Origin of the sequence: Aeromonas sobria (genome assembly GCF_006243315.1) — a bacterium.
Taxonomy (GTDB): domain Bacteria; phylum Pseudomonadota; class Gammaproteobacteria; order Enterobacterales; family Aeromonadaceae; genus Aeromonas; species Aeromonas sobria_A.
In genome coordinates, this window is the sequence record NZ_NKWE01000027.1 from 33,645 (window position 1) to 48,738 (window position 15,094).

The following is a 15,094-nucleotide window of genomic DNA, read 5'->3' on the forward strand; positions in this document are numbered from 1 at the left end:
GAGATGAGAAGCGCGTTGCGTATCTGGGGTTGCCTGCTGTTGTGGGCCTGTTCGCTGCACCCTGCCCGAGCGGGCTGTGACTGGCCCGAATGGCAGCAGTTCAAGGATCACTACATCAGCGAGGAGGGGCGGGTCATCGATCCTGCCGATGGTCGCCGCATCACCACGTCGGAGGGGCAGAGCTACGGCCTGTTCTTTGCGCTGGTCAACGACGATCGGGAGACCTTCGAACGCCTGCTGCAATGGACCGAGGTGCAGCTCGCCAGAGGGGATCTGACCGGTTTCTTGCCAGCCTGGCAGTGGGGGCCGCGCAGTGATGGCAGCCTCGGTGTGCTCGATGACAACAGTGCTGCCGATTCGGATCTCTGGATTGCCTACAGCTTGCTGGAGGCAGGGCGACTGTGGCAAAACCACAGCTACCAGTCCATCGGTACCATGCTGCTGCGTCGCATCGCCCGTGAAGAGGTGGCCCGGCTGCCGGGCCTTGGCCCCGTGCTGTTGCCTGCTCCCCGCGGCTTTACCGGGGAGGGGCGCTGGACCCTCAACCCGAGCTACTTGCCGCCCCAGTTGCTGGCCCGTTTTGCCGCCATGCAGGGGCCGTGGCAAGAGATGCGCGACCTGTTGCCTGCGCTACTGACCGCCAGCGCGCCCCGTGGTTTTGCCCCGGACTGGATCGACTGGCGGCAGGCGTCTGGCTGGCAGGTGACCGAAGGGAAAGGCAGCGTGGGCAGTTATGACGGGATCCGGGTCTACCTCTGGCTCGGCATGCTGAGCGAGGATGACCCGGCCAGAGAGGCGCTGGTGCGTCACTTCCACCCCATGCTGGCGGCGCTGACCAAGCAAGGCGTAGCGGAACCGGTAGATCCCCAGACCGGCGAGGTGTTGCATGAGGATAACCCGGCCACAGACACGCAGGTGAGTCACCGCAACCCCACGCTGGCGGCGCTCACTGAGCAAGGCGTACAGGAAGATGTAGATACTCTGACCGGTGAGGTGTTGCGCGAGGATAACCTGGCCACAGATACGCAGGTGCATCACCTCAATCCCATGCTGGCGGCGCTCACTGAGCCGGGCGCAGCGGAACTGGTAGATCCCCTGACCGGCGAGGTGTTGCGCGAGGATGACCCGGCCAGAGACGCGCGGGTGCATCACCTAAATCCCATGCTGGCGGCGCTGACTGAGCAGGGCGTACCGGAACGGGTGGATACCCTGACCGGCGAGGTGCTGAGTCGGGGCGATCACGGCTTTGCTGCCGCGCTGCTGCCACTGGCTAGCGGGTTGCCACTGGCCAGCGGATTGCCGCTGGCGGCGCAACTGCAGCAGCAGCCCCTTATTCAGGGCGATGGCTATTACGCCAGTGTGCTGACTCTGTTTGGTCATGGCTGGGTGCAGGGGCGCTTCCGTTTCGCAGCCGATGGCACCCTGTTGCCGCGCTGGAGTGATGAATGCCAACGCGTCCGTTGACCCTGATCTGGCTGCTGGCCAGCCTGCTGGGAAGCGTGCAGGCGGAGGCGGTGGTCGAGCCGGTTGAGTGGCTGTTGTCCCAGATCCGGTTGGGGGAAGTGACCCATAACGAAGATCTGCTCGGCAACTCACTCTATTCGCTCTCCCTGATTGAGCCGCAACATCCCGAGTTGCTGGCCGCCCAGGCCAGGTTTGCCCTTGCCAGCGGCAAGCTGGAGGAGGCGGAGGCGCTGCTGAAACGACTTGGCAAGCTGGCCCCCGACTCCTCCCTCTACCGGCTGGGCATGCGCAACCTGCGGATCAATGAGCAGGCGTCGAGAGCTCGGCTACAGCAGGCTCGCCAATTGGCCAACGAAGGGGATCCGGAGGGAGCCCGGGCGTGCTATCGCGCCCTGTTTGGCGGGGATGAGGCGCCCAACCTTGAGTTGGCGGTTGAATATGCGGTGCTCAACGACCGGATCCCGGCACACCGTACCGAGGCGCTAGCCATGATGCGGGCGCTGGACCTGCGCTATCCCGGGCACGACAGATTGCGAACCTTTCTCGCTCAGCGTCTGCTGTTATCCGGCCATCGTGACGAGGGGATGGCCCTGCTGCACAAGATGGCGGCCAGTTATCCGACGCGAGACAGCGCGGCCAGGGTCTGGCTGGCGGATATTCGCCGCATGCCGGTTGGCCCCGCCAGTCTGGCATCCTTGCAGCAGTTTATCGTCACCTTTGCGGCCGACAGCCGCAGTGACGAGGCCCAGACCCTGCTGGCGCAGCAGGAGGCGCTCTGGGCCTCTCCTGCATTTCGCCAGCGTCAGGCCATGCTGGCACGGGCGGCAGACCAGCGCGCCACCCTGGCCGAGTTGCAGCGGCTGCAAACAAGCTACCCGGATGATCCCGAAGTGATGGGGGTACTCGGGGTGGCCTATGCCCGCCAACATCAGCGTGAGCAGGCCAACCGCCTGTTTGAGCGGTTGTTACGCCATCCCGATCTCCCCCAGCGAGGTCGCTGGGAGCGGCAGTGGGAGAACAATCGTTACTGGCTGATCCTCGATCGGGCAAAACAGGCGCAGGCCAGTCAGCAGTGGGCGCAGGCCGCCACGCTCTATCGGCAAGTGATCGGCCTGAATGGCAGCAGGCAGGAGGCCTGGTTGGGGCTGGGGGATTGCGAATTGGCGCGTCACCAGCACGGCGCCGCCGAGCAGGCTTATCTGCGGGCTCTGAATATCGCCCCCAACAATGAACGGGCACGGCTACGGCTGTTTGAGCTCTATCGGGAGCGGGATCCTGAGCGGGCACTGGCGCTGCTCTCTCCGGGGGGATCAGCGGCATTGCAAAAACAGGGGGATCGCCTCAGGGCCGATCTGCTGGATCGGGATGCGGCGTTGCTGGAGCAATCCGGCTATCGGGCGCAGGCATTGAATAAACGCCATCTCGCACTGGCATTGACACCGGAGGATCCGTGGCGGCGTTATCACACCGCTGTCGCCATGGCGGCGGCCAACGATACTACGGCCGCCAGCGTGTTGTTGCAAAGTGCGCTGGCCGCCAATCCACAAGATAGTGATTTGCGCTATGCCACTGCGCTCTATCTCTCCGGGCAGGGGGCGCTATCCCGTGCCCGCAGGATCCTGGCCGAGGAGTCCCCCCAGCGCAGGAGCAGCCAGATGGCACAACTTGATAGCCGCTTGGCAAGGCGGGAGCTGATGGCAGAGGCCAGAGCACGCCATGACCAGGGGGAGGTGGCGGCAGCCGAGCGTCTGCTGATCCCCCTGCTGCCGGATGATTCGGTGGCGCTGACACTGGCTGGCTGGGCCGCCGGTCGCGGTGACTGGTCGCAGGCCGAGCACTACTATCGGGGGATCCTGAGCAACGACAAGGATCATCAAGGGGCTCGCCTTGGCATGGCGGAACTGGCTCTGGCGCAGGGAGACAAGGCTGGGAGCCGCCACTGGCTGCCGGTCTGGTCGCCTAGCGCTGCGGTAGGTGATGATGTCAGCCACTACCGCCGGGTCGCCAATCTCTATCAGCAGTTGGGTGAGCCCGAGGTTGCCCGCGAAATTTTCACCGCCTATGCCCCCACCGTGGCCGCAGCTGCCCCTTCTCAAGGGAGTGTGTTGTTCTGGCGCGATGCGGCTCGCCAGCGTTTTGCCACAGGTGATACGCAGGGTGCGCTGGCGCTGGATCGCAAGGCGCTCACCGCCGCAGGGCTGGCACCCGCTGAGCCGCTGGATGATGCGGCACTGACTGCCCGGGCGCTCAGCCGGGATCAGGATGACTGGCTGGTCGGCAGCGTGCGCCGTGATCTTGACCGCCACTATCGACAGAGCCAAACCACTGTGTCGTTTGACAGTGACTATTGGGGGAGTAAGGGAGCGGAGGGAACCTCGGATCTGCAGGCCCTGACCCAGATGTTGCAGCTGGATACCCCGCTGGCCGGCGGTGCTCTGTTTGGTCGTATCGAACGGGTGGCGATGGATGCCGGATCCTTCCCTGACTCTCCTTACCGTGCCAGTTTTGGCAGCTGTAGTGGGCGCGAGTGTTGGGGCAACCAGTCCCAGCAGGCGACGGGTCACACCCTGGCGGTTGGTTGGAAGGGGGATCAGTGGCAGGCGGATCTCGGCACCACGCCGCTGGGATTCGAGGTGGTGGATTGGGTTGGCGGGGCCACGGTGCGCGGCAAGTGGCATGAGATTGGCTGGCGCGCCACCCTGTCGCGGCGGCCGCTGAACAGCTCGCTGCTCTCCTATGGCGGGGCGGTGGATCCTGCGACCGGTATCCGCTGGGGGGGCATCCGGGCCAACGGTGTGCGCCTCAACCTGAGTCACGATCAGGGTGGCGCACTGGGTCACTGGGGCAGCCTGCAACAACACCTGCTGACGGGCGAGAATGTGCCGGATAACTGGCGTACCCGCCTGATGGGGGGCAGCTACTACAAGCTGATCAACGAGGCCAACCGACGGGTAACCATAGGGGGGCGGGTCATGGCCTGGCACCATGAACAGGATTTGAGCGGTTACACCCTGGGTCGCGGCGGATATTACAGTCCGGAGCGCTATCTCTCGTTCGGTGTGCCAGTGCGATTCAGTCAACGCAGTGGCGACTGATCATGGGATCTGGGCGGGACGCTCGCCTGGTCCCGCTCTCACAGCAACGCGAGTCGCCGCTATCCTCTGCCCGGTTTGCTGCCGGATGGTTTGCCGGATCAGGATGCCACCGTGGCCGGTGGCAGCAGCCGTGGCACGGGTTATACCGTCAACGCGCTGGTCGAGCACCGGCTGACCGATCACTGGCGCATCGGTGGCCGGATCGATATCCAGCAGGCGGATGACTACGCCCCCAGCCATGCCACCCTGTTTTTGCGCTACACCTTCAAGCCGTGGCGGGGGGATCTCGATATGCCACCGCTGCCCCTGACCCCCTACGGGGAGTTTGAGTGACGAGACGCCCGGCTTGCTGCCGGGCGTCTTTGCATTGCGCTACTTCAAATAGGATCGCAGGACGCTGACCACCTGATCCAGATCCTCCAGCCGCTCGGCAGGGGTGGCATTGGCGGCGCCGAGGTGCTCGCGCATATGCCCCTCCAGCACCTCCAGCATCAGGCCGTTGACGGCGCCGCGGATGGCGGCGATCTGCTGCAAAATGGCGGCGCAGTCGCTCTCCTGCTCCAGCGCGCTCTCCAGCGCACCGGCCTGTCCCTTGATGCGGCGCACCCGTGCCAGCAGCTTCTTTTTGTCGTGAATGGTATGGGACATGGCGGATCCTCTCGATCAATAAAACTATACTGGGGTATAGTATATTGCATCATCGCTCTCAGGAGAAATCCATGTCATCCCTCGCTCAATCACACTGCCATCACCCCGTCATTCACGAGGGTAATCCACTGGCCGAACAGAAGACCCGCTGGGCCGTGTTGCTCACCGTCATCATGATGGTGGCGGAGATCGGCGGCGGCTGGTTTTACAACTCCATGGCGCTGCTGGCGGATGGTTGGCACATGAGCTCCCACGCGCTGGCGCTCGGTCTCTCGGTGCTGGCCTATCGTGCCGCCCGCCACTTTGCTCGCGACCACAGATTCAGCTTCGGCACCTGGAAGATCGAGGTGCTGGGTGGCTTCACCAGCGCCCTGTTGCTGGTGGGGGTGGCCGGATTGATGCTGTTCGAGTCGGTGTTTAGGCTGCTCGATCCCAGCCCGATCCACTATCAACAGGCGATCGCCATCGCGCTGGTGGGGCTGCTGGTGAACCTCGCTTGCGCCTGGCTGCTCAAGGGTGATCACGGTCATCACCACCATCAGCACGGTCATGGGCATGGCCACCATGATGATCATCATGACCATGACGATCACCACGGCCATCAGGATCTCAATCTGCGCGCCGCCTATATCCACGTGCTGGCGGATGCAGCCACTTCCGTGCTGGCAATTCTGGCGTTGGTAGGGGGCATGCTGTGGGGGGCTGACTGGCTCGACCCGCTGATGGGCATAGTGGGCGCCGGGTTGGTGGCGGTATGGGCCCGGGGTCTGCTGCGGGACTCCGGTCGGGTGCTGTTGGATGCCGAGATGGATACCCCGCTGGTGGCGGAGATCCGCGAGGTGATCGCCGAGCTGCCGGGTAGCGAGATCCGCGATCTGCACGTCTGGCGGGTGGGGCAGCAGCAGTATGCCTGCGTGCTCTCTTTGCTGATGGTCAATCCGCTACCGGCGCAGCAGATCCGCGAACGGTTGGTGATCCATGAAGAGCTGGTGCATGTGACCATCGAGATCGCCAGCGAATAGGGTAAACAGAGGGGACCGTTGGTCCCCTTTGTTTCAGTGCCGTTGGCCCCTGATGTCAGTGCGGTTGCCCGGTGCTCTCCTCCTGGGGTTTGTGTTGCCACACAGCGCCGAGCAGCAGCTTGAGCAGCAGTCCGGGCGGGTTGTCCAGCAGCTTGCCGGACTCCAGCAGCAGCTGGCCATCGGCGCGAAACCCGAGGCTGGCATCTATGGTGCCATTTGCTGCTATCACCTGGATCAGGCCATTGAGGGCGGAGCGCTCACCGGGCTGGCAGCGCAGCCGCAGTTCGCGGGGTTCCCCCAATAGAGTGAAGGCGCGGCTCAGCGGCGGCGAGTCTTCATAATCGGGCCAGTTGAAGAAGTGATACTGCTCGGCCAGGGCGCCTGCCTGCTGGCAAAACTGATCGAACAGCTGCCCGATCGCCTGATACTCCTCATCCAGCCGCCTGGCTTGTTCTTCAATCCGTTTCATTGTTTGCTCCTTGTCTATCCACTTGATCAGACATTGCTTTTCTGACCCCGTGACTGCCATTTTCCAGATATGAGGCCAAATGGCCGTGAGGTCTGTGAGCCGGATCGAAGTTTCAACCTGAAAACGTTATCTTGTTGAAAAAGTTTGGTTTTTGTCCTTCCGCTCACATTTGTAATGATTGCAGCTGATTAGAATTGCGCGCTGGAAATTGGAACTGATGCTCATTGAGCTCGGGGGATGGCTCGGCGCCCCCGGGTTGAATTCCACCTTGCCAAGGGTGGGATAACTCCGAGAGAGTAAACAAAGCGCGACTGCCGACCGGCAGGCGCGCTTTTTCTTTTCCGTCATCGGATGCAAAAAGCCGCCCCTGTTGGGGGCGGCGGTTGTCATTTCAGGGTTTCTGGCTGTGCGGGATCAGCGTTTGCGCAGCAGTCGCAGGGCGTTGGCGGTGACCAAGGCGGTGGCGCCGGTATCGGCCAGCACCGCAATCCACAAGCCGGTGATGCCGAGCAGGCTGGTGACCAGGAAGATGGCCTTCAGCCCCAGTGCCAGCGCGATATTCTGGTGAATATTGGCCAGCGCCGCCCGCGACAACCGGATCATCGCGGCAATACCGCCGAGCTGGTTGTGGGTCAGTGCCGCATCGGCGGTCTCCAGCGCCACATCGGTGCCGCCCCCCATGGCGATGCCGATGCTGGCCCGCTTCATGGCGGGGGCATCGTTGATGCCATCGCCGATCATCGCGACCTTACGAGTGCTGGCCAGCTTGGCGATCTCTTCTACCTTGTTCTCCGGCAGCAGACCGGCACGCCAGCCCATGCCCAGCTCGGTGGCGATCGCCTCGGCGGCGCGGGGGTTGTCCCCGGTCAACATGATGCTCTGGAGCCCAAGCTGATGGAGTTCTTGCAGCGCAGCAGCCGCCTCCGGCCGGATCTGATCCCGCAGCGCCAGCAGGGCGACTGGCAGAGTCTTGTCGCCGCTGCTCTGGCAGAGCATCACGACGGTCTTGCCCTGCTGCTCCAGCGTACCAATCAGGATCTGCTGTTCAGCATTGAGGGTTGTCACCCGGCTCGGCGCCAGCAGTTGCCACAGCTCGCCGTTGATGCGTCCCTCAACCCCCATGCCCGGCAGGGCGCGCAGGTCGCGGGCGTCGGCCAGCGTCAGCTCTTGTGCATTGGCTTGGGCCACCACGGCGCGGGCCAGCGGGTGGTGGGAACCCTGCTCGATGGCGGCCGCCAGCGCCAGCAGCTCGGCCTCCGGCTGGCCATTGAGGCTGACCAGCTCGGTCAGTTGCGGCTTGCCCAGTGTCAGGGTGCCGGTCTTGTCAAAGGCGACGGTATCGATATGGGCCAGCCGTTCCAGCGCGGCACCGCCCTTGATCAGCGCCCCCTGACGGGTAGCTGCGGCCAGCGCCGAGGTAACCGCTGCCGGGGTGGAGATGACCAGCGCGCAGGGGCAGCCGATGAGCAGCAGTGCCAGTCCGCGATAGAGCCACTCGTCCCAGCTCTGGCCGAAGGCGAGCGGCGGGACAATGACGACTAGCAGGGCGATCAGCATCATGGCCGGGGTGTACCAGCGGCTGAAGCGGTCGATAAAGCGCTCGATGGGGGCGCGCTGGCTCTCGGCTTCTTCGATAAGGTGCAGGATGCGGTCGATGGCGTTGTTGCCGGGTTCGGACACCACCTCAAGACGCAGCACCCGATCGGCAGCCAGACTACCGGCCGGCACCTTGTCACCCTGATTACGCTCCACCGGAATGGATTCACCGGTCAGGGCGCTCTCGTCAAACGCTCCGAGGGGGTCGAGCAGGCGGGCGTCGGCGGGCAGGCGGGCACCGGGGGCGATTTCGATGATATCGCCGGGACGCAGCTCATCGGCCGCCACCTCTTCCCGCACTTCGCCCTCGGCAGTGGTGCGGATGCGCAGCGCCTTGTCAGGCACCAGTGCCATCAGGGCGGTGACTCCGGCCCGGGCGCGCCCGGCGGCGTAGGCCTCCAGATGCTCCCCCAGCATAAACAGCAGCAGCACCATGGCCGCTTCGGCGGTTTCACCGAGAAAGAGGGCGCCAAGCGCTGCCACCGTCATCAGGGTCTCGATGGCGAAGGGGGAGCCGCTTTTGGTCAGCGCCCATGCCTTGCGGGAGATGGGCCACAGCCCCCACAGGGTGGCCAGGGTAAACAGCGGCTGATCAATCTCGCTTGGCAACAGGGCGGCGACCAGCATCAGGCTGGCCAGTGACAGGGGTTGCCAGTATTTATTGAGAAAGTTGCCGAGCCGGGTTGGCTGCGGAGTGTGCTCGCGGCCAGCTGCCTGCTTGCCAGTGCTTTCCCCTTTGAGCTGGAAACCTGCAGCCAGCACGGCGGCGGTGACGGGATCGGGGGAGAGGCCAGGGGCCAGATCCACCACCAATTTCTCGGTGGCAAACAGCACGCGCGCTTGCTGCACACCGTTCACCCGGCTGACGGCGGTCTCGATCTTGCGGGCGCAGCTGGGGCAATCCATCCCCATGACTTGCCAGCTGTGGCGGCTGTTGCCTTGCTCCGGTGCAACCAGCGGATCGGCAGGAGTCTGCGCTGCATGATCATGATGGTCATGGGATGAATTCGCTGTGCCGCAGCTCCGGGATTGTGCGCCGCCCAGGGGGGGCTCTTCATCTCCCTGTGGGTCGCACTGCTCATGATCCTGATGATCATGGGGGGCGGAGCCGCCACAGCAGCTGACCGGCGCGGCACTGTCACAGCAGTGACTGTCATGGTTGTGCTCGATGGGGCTGGTCTTGCTGACGGCCTTGATGGGGGCAGCGGCATGCTGGGTGGAGCAGCAGGATTTGCTCATGGAGTGTTCCTCTTGGCTGGCTCCCGCCCCTGCGGGAACCTGAATAACTGAGGTGAGTGTAAACCTTGGTGTTATATCCAAGGTCAACCCCCTTTTATGGTGTTGACGTCGCGACGGGAGAGCGGTTTTTTACCGCATATATCCCTGTGGTTGGCGGGTGTTTGTAAGCGTTGGCCACGCTTATACTGGAGGCCTGATTTTTACTACACCAATAAAAAGGACATAACACATGAGCAACTCAGTCACTCTGCAAGGCAACCCGGTCTCCGTCGCTGGTCACTTCCCGGTAGCCGGTGAGCAAGCCAAGCCCTTCTCGTTGGTGGCCAAGGATCTCGCCGACCTGACCCTGGCAAGCTTTGCCGGTCAGCGCAAAATCCTGAACATCTTCCCGAGCGTTGATACCCCGACTTGCGCCACCTCTGTTCGCAAGTTCAACGAGCAGGCCAGCGCGCTGGAGAACACAGTAGTGCTGTGCATCTCCGCCGATCTGCCGTTCGCCCAGTCCCGCTTCTGCGGCGCCGAAGGTCTGGACAAGGTGGTGACCCTCTCCACCCTGCGTGGCGCTGATTTCATGCAGGCTTATGGTGTGGCTTTCTCTTCCGGCCCGCTGGTAGGGCTGACCGCTCGTGCCATCGTGGTACTGGATGGTGACAACAAGGTGCTGCACAGCGAGCTGGTTGCCGAAGTGGCCGACGAGCCGAACTACGCCGCTGCTCTCGCTGTGCTGTAAGCTCCCGCTACGCTAAATGAAAAATCCCGCCAGGGTTTCTGCCCTGGCGGGATTTTTTTATGCGGGAATGGCCTGTTCAGGGGGTTGCGGGCGGGGTGGTCGCCGATTCAGCTTTGGCGGGCGGGGATGGTTGCCACTCCACATAGGGGCGGTGGATCTTCTCGTAGATCTCGGCCAGTTTGCCGGTGGCGGCCAGCTGATCGATGGCTTGGCGGAGAAATTCGTCCATCTCATCACCATCTGCCCCTTTCTGGATGATGAAGACATCTTCGAAATTCCCGAAAAACTCTCGCCTGATATTGGTCAGCCCCAGCTGCCTGAGCATCAGGTCGGCCTCCTCCTGCGCCCAGACAAAGGCGTCGATACGACCGCGCGATAATTTGCGCAGTGACTGCTCGATACTCATCGAGCGCTGTACCGGGAAGGGCATATAGTCGGGAACGGCCTCGATCAGCAGGTCCCGTTTGGTGGGCACAATGCCGTAGGCCATATCTGTGCTGACCGGCTGGGTGGTGTTGCTGTAAATCACATGGGCAACCTTGCCAAAACTGCGGGTACTGAAACGATAAGCCAGCATATCGACATCCTTGAGGTTGCGGATGGCGGGTAGCCCCAGATCCGCCTTGCCGGCAATCACGCCAGCCATGGCGCGGGCGATGGGGTAGATAGTGATCTTGATGGTCACATCGGGGTAGAGATCGTCGATGGCGTGCACCAGATCGACGAAGGGGCCCGTCTTGTCGGCGTTGATCAGCCCCGGCAGCTCGCCAAGGTGGGCATTGAGGATGCGCAGCGGTTTGGGCGGCTCGGGGGTGGGGTCGTTCTCCGGGGTCTGCGACAAGCCGAGGGTGGTACTGCCGAGCAGGACGGCCACGAGCAGCAGGAGGGGGATATGTCTGGTCATGGCGTGTCTCTTTGTCCAATGAGTCAGCTCAAGTGTAGTCTGTTGCCATCCGCGCTCTGCCGGGCCATGGTGGATAGGGTTTTACTTCTCTTTCCCCGCTCACTAGACTTCGCCTCCCACTTCTTTGTTGACGTAGCGCCATGACCTTTAGCGAACTTGCCCTCCATCCCGCTCTGCTGGCCTCTTTGCCAGCGACCTTGCACAGCCCGACCCGCATCCAGCAGCTGGCTATACCGGCGGCACTGGCGGGGCAGGATCTGCTGGCGCTGGCCCAGACCGGCAGCGGCAAGACCTTGGCGTTTGGCCTGCCGCTGCTGCAACGGCTGGATCCTGCCTCCAGTCAGGTGCAAGGCCTGGTGCTGGTGCCGACCCGCGAGCTGGCGACTCAGGTTGCAGCCGCGCTAAAAGAGGGTGCCGAGGCGCTGGGGCTACGCATAGTGACCTTGTGTGGGGGCGTTGCGCAGGAGCGGCAACAGGCCGAGCTGGCGCAGGGGCCACAGCTGCTGGTGGCGACGCCGGGGCGGCTGCGGGATCTGCTGACCCAGCAACTGCTGGGGCTGGATGGTCTGCAACTGCTGGTGCTGGATGAGGCGGATCGCCTGCTGGAGATGGGTTTTGCCCCCGATATCAAGGCGCTGCTCGGTTTTATTCCGGCGGATCGCCAGACCCTGCTCTTCTCGGCCACCTTGCCGGTCGAACTGGAGACGCTGGCCAACGGCCTGTTGCGCGAGCCCATCCGCCTCGAAGCAAATCCCCTCAACAGCGTGGTGAACGAGATTGAAGAGCGGCTCTTTTTGGTCAACAAGAGCAGCAAGGTGCCCGCGCTCATCAGTGTGCTCAAGGAGCAGGGGTGGCCGCAGGTGCTGGTCTTTATCAGTGCGCGGGATGACGCCGATGGGGTTGCTAAGAAGCTGGCCAAAGCCGGCATTGCGGTTGCATCCCTGCATGGCGAGAAAGAGCAGGCGGTGCGGGAGCAGGCACTTGCCGAATTTAAGGCTGGCAAGGTGCGGGTGCTGGTGGCTACCGACTTGATGGCGCGTGGTATCCATGTGGAGGCGCTGCCGGTGGTGATAAATCTGGACTTACCCGCCAGCGCCCCTGTCTACGTACATCGCATCGGTCGTACTGCCCGGGCGGGCCGCGAGGGGCTGGCGATCTCGCTGGTTTGCCATGGTGAGAACGAGATCCTGACGGCTATTCGGACCCTGACCGGCCGCGAGCTGGTGTTGCAGGAGCTGGCGGGATTTCCGGTCACCGACCAGCCCGCCAGCGGCGAGGGCAAGCGCACCCCTCGTGACAAGCAGGCCAATCGCCGTACTCAGGCCAAGCGCAGCGTCAAGCAGTTCAAGGGCAAGACGCCGCGCGGCTGAGGGTCAGGTGCGTGCCAACGGGTAGGTAAACAGCGCCAGATGGGCGAAGTTGAAGGCGAAGTGGATCAGGATTGCCACCGAGAGCCGCCCGCTTAGCTGGAATGCCAAGCCGTAGCAAACGCCCGCCAGGGTCGCAAACAGCGCCAGCAGTGGGCCGCCGGGCAGGTGGATGGCGCCGAACAGCATGGCGGCCACCACTATGGCCATCCAGGGGCGGTAGCGTTCTGCCAGCCCCTGCTGGATCGCGCCACGAAACAGCGCCTCTTCCGCCACACAGGTGAACAGCAGGTTGTTCAGGGCGAACAGCCACCACCAGTGGGGCAGTCCCACTTCCGGTCGCAGTGCCCCCAACTGCCAGGCGATCACCAGCAGGGCCCCCAGCGGCAGTAGCAACATGGCCAGTGGCCGCCAACGGATGGCACCTCCCTTGCCGAGCAGGGTCGGGCAGGCCAGCAGCAAGCCGAAGAAGAGCAGCGGTTTGTCGAGGTTCAGGTACATGTTGAACGGCACGCTGGCGGGGCCCGCCAGCGCCTGATCCAGCACCTTGAGATTATTGAAACCGGGAACCAGGTGCAGGGTCAGTGCCACTGCCCATGCCAACAGCGCGCTCCATGCCAGAGTACGGCGATGGCCTGACAGTGACGGCAGACGCCAGGCCAGCAGCAGGGCTACCAGCGTCACCGGCAGGGCCGCTGTGGTGATGCGATCCAGCCAGAGCGCCAGCAGCAGTGCCACCGCCAGTAGCAGGAAACCGGGCAGCCGTTGTCGTGCCAGACAGAGCAGGGTGGCCAGCGCCAGTGCGCCCCAGATCAGGGTATCGGGTAGGGGTAACATCGAAACACCTCTGTAGTGAAAGGGCTGCACCTTAGCAGGGGCGTCGTCCGCAAGGCAACTCGACCGGGTTTTCCAAGCCGCTCTCCTATACTCAGTAACAGAGTAAGAAGGGGGTGGTGATGACGCGCTATGGGTGGTTGTTCTGTTGTTGGTGTGGATGGGGGGCCGGTGCTCCGTTGTCGCTGGTGACCGGGGATTTTTCACCCTATACCGGCGCTGCGCTGGCGGATGGCGGTCAGAGTACCCGGCTGGTGACGACCCTGCTGCACGAGGCGGGTTATCAGGATCTGAAGGTGGACTACCTGCCCTGGAACCGGGGCTATGAGCTGACTCGCAATGGCCTGGCATCCGCCACCTACCCCTACGCCTGGACGCGGGCGCGGGCAAAACTCTTCTACTACAGTGCCCCCATCCATATTGATCACCTCTCCTGGTTTACCTATCGAGGCAGCGAGGCTGTGCTTGATGGCAAGTGGCAGGGGCTGCGGGTCTGCATTCCGGCGGGCTGGAGTACCAGCCACGCGGATGAGGTGATTGCCCGTTTCTCTTTGCAGCTCACTCGCCCCAAAACGCTGGCGCAGTGCTTGCGCATGCTCGAACTCAAGCGGGTTGACCTGATGCCGATGAACGATGCCGTCACGGCAGATGCCAGCATGGCGGTCTTCGGCGATCCCCATCACCTGCAGCCGTTACCCTATTTTCGCCAGAGTGATACCTTCTATCTGCTGGTTTCACGTCAGATGCCTGGCGGGATCGAGCTGATCGAGCGGTTCAACGAAGCACTGGCGGCGGCTCGTGCCAGCGGGCATTACGACAAGCTGGTGCCCAGGGAGCAGCCCCGCTTACTGCGCTGTGAGCCACAGTAAGTGCGGAAGGGGATGACAGAAACAACAAAGCCGGAGCAGTGGCTCCGGCTTTGATTTTTATGGCGTTTCGTATCGCCGCAATGGGCGATAGGCTGGCCAGTCGGTTTTCCCGGGGGATTAGCGACCGGATTCAGCGATCACGCGGGCGATGATATCGGCACGTTTGTCGGCTTTCAGCTCGCCCAGGGCGATCAGGCCAGCTTTGAAGATGACGTTCTTCGGCAGGCTGACGTCGTCCAGCGTGGCGATCGCTTCAATATGGATCCCATTCAGACGGCTGGCATCGCGCGGGCTCAAGTTAACCTGAGTGTTCATCACTTGCTTGCCTTTCTTCTTGGCAGGCACAGCCGCTTTCTGGGTAGATTCCTGTTCTTCGTCTTCCGGCAGTTCGTCATCAAAATCGTAAATAGACATAGTCAATCCTGTTGGGTTAGGCAAAAGGGCAAGTTTGCCCGACATTGGGTTAATCAGCCCATATCCTCGTTACGGATAAAGGCGCGCCAGGAGCCGAGCACCTGGGCAAAATCTTCCAGCCCGCACATGGCCAGCTGTTCATCATCGTAGTAGGCGAGATCGTCAAGATCCTCATCCAGCTCGATATTGAGGGCGTTGGCTTTCACCTCCGCCTCTTCGTGGGTCAGCAGCAGGGAGTAGTCACCGCCATTGAGCCGGTATTCGACTCGGGTGCGGTTGGATAGCTGGTCAATGATGGAGAAGAGCTCGTCGAGCTTCTCTTCATCCTTGCCAACTTCGTCGATCAGCCACTGACCGATGGCTTCATGGCCCATGGAGAACCGGGCGCGATAGCCACCAAACGGGTCGCGGCGAAACTCATAATCCATAGCGCAGTCCATATC

The 15,094-nt window shown here is 62.9% G+C and carries 12 protein-coding genes and 1 pseudogene; 6 read left to right on the plus strand and 7 right to left on the minus strand.

Annotation, left to right across the window (positions count from 1 at the left end; genetic code table 11):
• Nucleotides 1–3 precede the first annotated feature (3 nt).
• Both bcsZ and bcsC read left to right on the plus strand, forming a co-directional pair.
• Complete coding sequence (gene bcsZ / locus CF137_RS08935) at nt 4–1,464, plus strand: cellulose synthase complex periplasmic endoglucanase BcsZ (RefSeq protein WP_139718793.1); 1,461 nt, start codon at nt 4–6, stop codon at nt 1,462–1,464.
• A pseudogene (gene bcsC, locus CF137_RS22255) lies at nt 1,446–4,892 on the plus strand (cellulose synthase complex outer membrane protein BcsC). Before bcsZ ends, bcsC begins: the two are co-directional and overlap by 19 nt.
• 39 nt (nt 4,893–4,931) lie before the next feature.
• Here the strand turns inward: bcsC and CF137_RS08960 are convergent.
• Complete coding sequence (locus tag CF137_RS08960) at nt 4,932–5,207, minus strand: metal/formaldehyde-sensitive transcriptional repressor (RefSeq protein ID WP_139718794.1); 276 nt, start codon at nt 5,205–5,207, stop codon at nt 4,932–4,934.
• A 71-nt stretch (nt 5,208–5,278) separates the two neighbouring features.
• On the opposite strand from CF137_RS08960, the gene dmeF reads away from it, so the two are divergent.
• Nucleotides 5,279–6,229, plus strand: a complete 951-nt coding sequence (dmeF, locus tag CF137_RS08965; RefSeq protein ID WP_139718795.1) for a CDF family Co(II)/Ni(II) efflux transporter DmeF — start codon at nt 5,279–5,281, stop codon at nt 6,227–6,229.
• A gap of 55 nt (nt 6,230–6,284) precedes the next feature.
• On the opposite strand, the gene CF137_RS08970 is transcribed toward dmeF, so the two are convergent.
• Entirely contained in the window at nt 6,285–6,698 is a 414-nt protein-coding gene (locus CF137_RS08970) for a hypothetical protein (protein WP_101317812.1), read from the minus strand.
• 414 nt (nt 6,699–7,112) lie between these two features.
• Nucleotides 7,113–9,533, minus strand: a complete 2,421-nt coding sequence (locus CF137_RS08975) for a zinc/cadmium/mercury/lead-transporting ATPase (RefSeq protein WP_162515899.1) — start codon at nt 9,531–9,533, stop codon at nt 7,113–7,115.
• A 229-nt stretch (nt 9,534–9,762) separates the two neighbouring features.
• On the opposite strand from CF137_RS08975, the gene tpx reads away from it, so the two are divergent.
• A complete protein-coding gene (gene tpx / locus CF137_RS08980) occupies nt 9,763–10,263 on the plus strand; it encodes a thiol peroxidase (protein ID WP_139692225.1) in 501 nt (166 codons plus the stop codon).
• A 76-nt stretch (nt 10,264–10,339) separates the two neighbouring features.
• Here tpx and CF137_RS08985 read toward each other — a convergent pair whose 3' ends face one another.
• Entirely contained in the window at nt 10,340–11,167 is an 828-nt protein-coding gene (locus tag CF137_RS08985) for a type 2 periplasmic-binding domain-containing protein (protein WP_139718797.1), read from the minus strand.
• A gap of 140 nt (nt 11,168–11,307) precedes the next feature.
• Here CF137_RS08985 and CF137_RS08990 point away from each other — a divergent pair, with 140 nt between their 5' ends.
• A complete protein-coding gene (locus tag CF137_RS08990) occupies nt 11,308–12,537 on the plus strand; it encodes a DEAD/DEAH box helicase (protein WP_139718798.1) in 1,230 nt (409 codons plus the stop codon).
• A gap of 3 nt (nt 12,538–12,540) precedes the next feature.
• Here the strand turns inward: CF137_RS08990 and CF137_RS08995 are convergent, their stop codons facing one another.
• The gene (locus CF137_RS08995) at nt 12,541–13,371 is read right to left on the minus strand and encodes a CPBP family intramembrane glutamic endopeptidase (protein WP_101317822.1); all 831 of its coding nucleotides are present in this window, start codon (nt 13,369–13,371) and stop codon (nt 12,541–12,543) included.
• Between the two features lie 119 nt (nt 13,372–13,490).
• Here CF137_RS08995 and CF137_RS09000 point away from each other — a divergent pair, with 119 nt between their 5' ends.
• On the plus strand, nt 13,491–14,237 hold the full coding sequence (locus CF137_RS09000; protein ID WP_139718799.1) for a substrate-binding periplasmic protein: 747 nt from the start codon (nt 13,491–13,493) through the stop codon (nt 14,235–14,237).
• Between the two features lie 117 nt (nt 14,238–14,354).
• Here the strand turns inward: CF137_RS09000 and CF137_RS09005 are convergent, their stop codons facing one another.
• The gene (locus CF137_RS09005; RefSeq protein WP_042024188.1) at nt 14,355–14,651 is read right to left on the minus strand and encodes a hypothetical protein; all 297 of its coding nucleotides are present in this window, start codon (nt 14,649–14,651) and stop codon (nt 14,355–14,357) included.
• Between the two features lie 53 nt (nt 14,652–14,704).
• Entirely contained in the window at nt 14,705–15,079 is a 375-nt protein-coding gene (locus CF137_RS09010; RefSeq protein ID WP_042024453.1) for a YacL family protein, read from the minus strand.
• Between the last annotated feature and the right edge of the window lie 15 nt (nt 15,080–15,094).

Bases quoted from the DNA above. Each gene is read 5' to 3' on its own strand.
- bcsZ (WP_139718793.1), top strand. From the start codon at position 4: ATGAGAAGCGCGTTGCGTATCTGGGGTTGCCTGCTGTTGTGGGCCTGT.
- CF137_RS08960 (WP_139718794.1), bottom strand. From the start codon at position 5,207: ATGTCCCATACCATTCACGACAAAAAGAAGCTGCTGGCACGGGTGCGC.
- dmeF (WP_139718795.1), top strand. From the start codon at position 5,279: ATGTCATCCCTCGCTCAATCACACTGCCATCACCCCGTCATTCACGAG.
- CF137_RS08970 (WP_101317812.1), bottom strand. From the start codon at position 6,698: ATGAAACGGATTGAAGAACAAGCCAGGCGGCTGGATGAGGAGTATCAG.
- CF137_RS08975 (WP_162515899.1), bottom strand. From the start codon at position 9,533: ATGAGCAAATCCTGCTGCTCCACCCAGCATGCCGCTGCCCCCATCAAG.
- tpx (WP_139692225.1), top strand. From the start codon at position 9,763: ATGAGCAACTCAGTCACTCTGCAAGGCAACCCGGTCTCCGTCGCTGGT.
- CF137_RS08985 (WP_139718797.1), bottom strand. From the start codon at position 11,167: ATGACCAGACATATCCCCCTCCTGCTGCTCGTGGCCGTCCTGCTCGGC.
- CF137_RS08990 (WP_139718798.1), top strand. From the start codon at position 11,308: ATGACCTTTAGCGAACTTGCCCTCCATCCCGCTCTGCTGGCCTCTTTG.
- CF137_RS08995 (WP_101317822.1), bottom strand. From the start codon at position 13,371: ATGTTACCCCTACCCGATACCCTGATCTGGGGCGCACTGGCGCTGGCC.
- CF137_RS09000 (WP_139718799.1), top strand. From the start codon at position 13,491: ATGACGCGCTATGGGTGGTTGTTCTGTTGTTGGTGTGGATGGGGGGCC.
- CF137_RS09005 (WP_042024188.1), bottom strand. From the start codon at position 14,651: ATGTCTATTTACGATTTTGATGACGAACTGCCGGAAGACGAAGAACAG.
- CF137_RS09010 (WP_042024453.1), bottom strand. From the start codon at position 15,079: ATGGATTATGAGTTTCGCCGCGACCCGTTTGGTGGCTATCGCGCCCGG.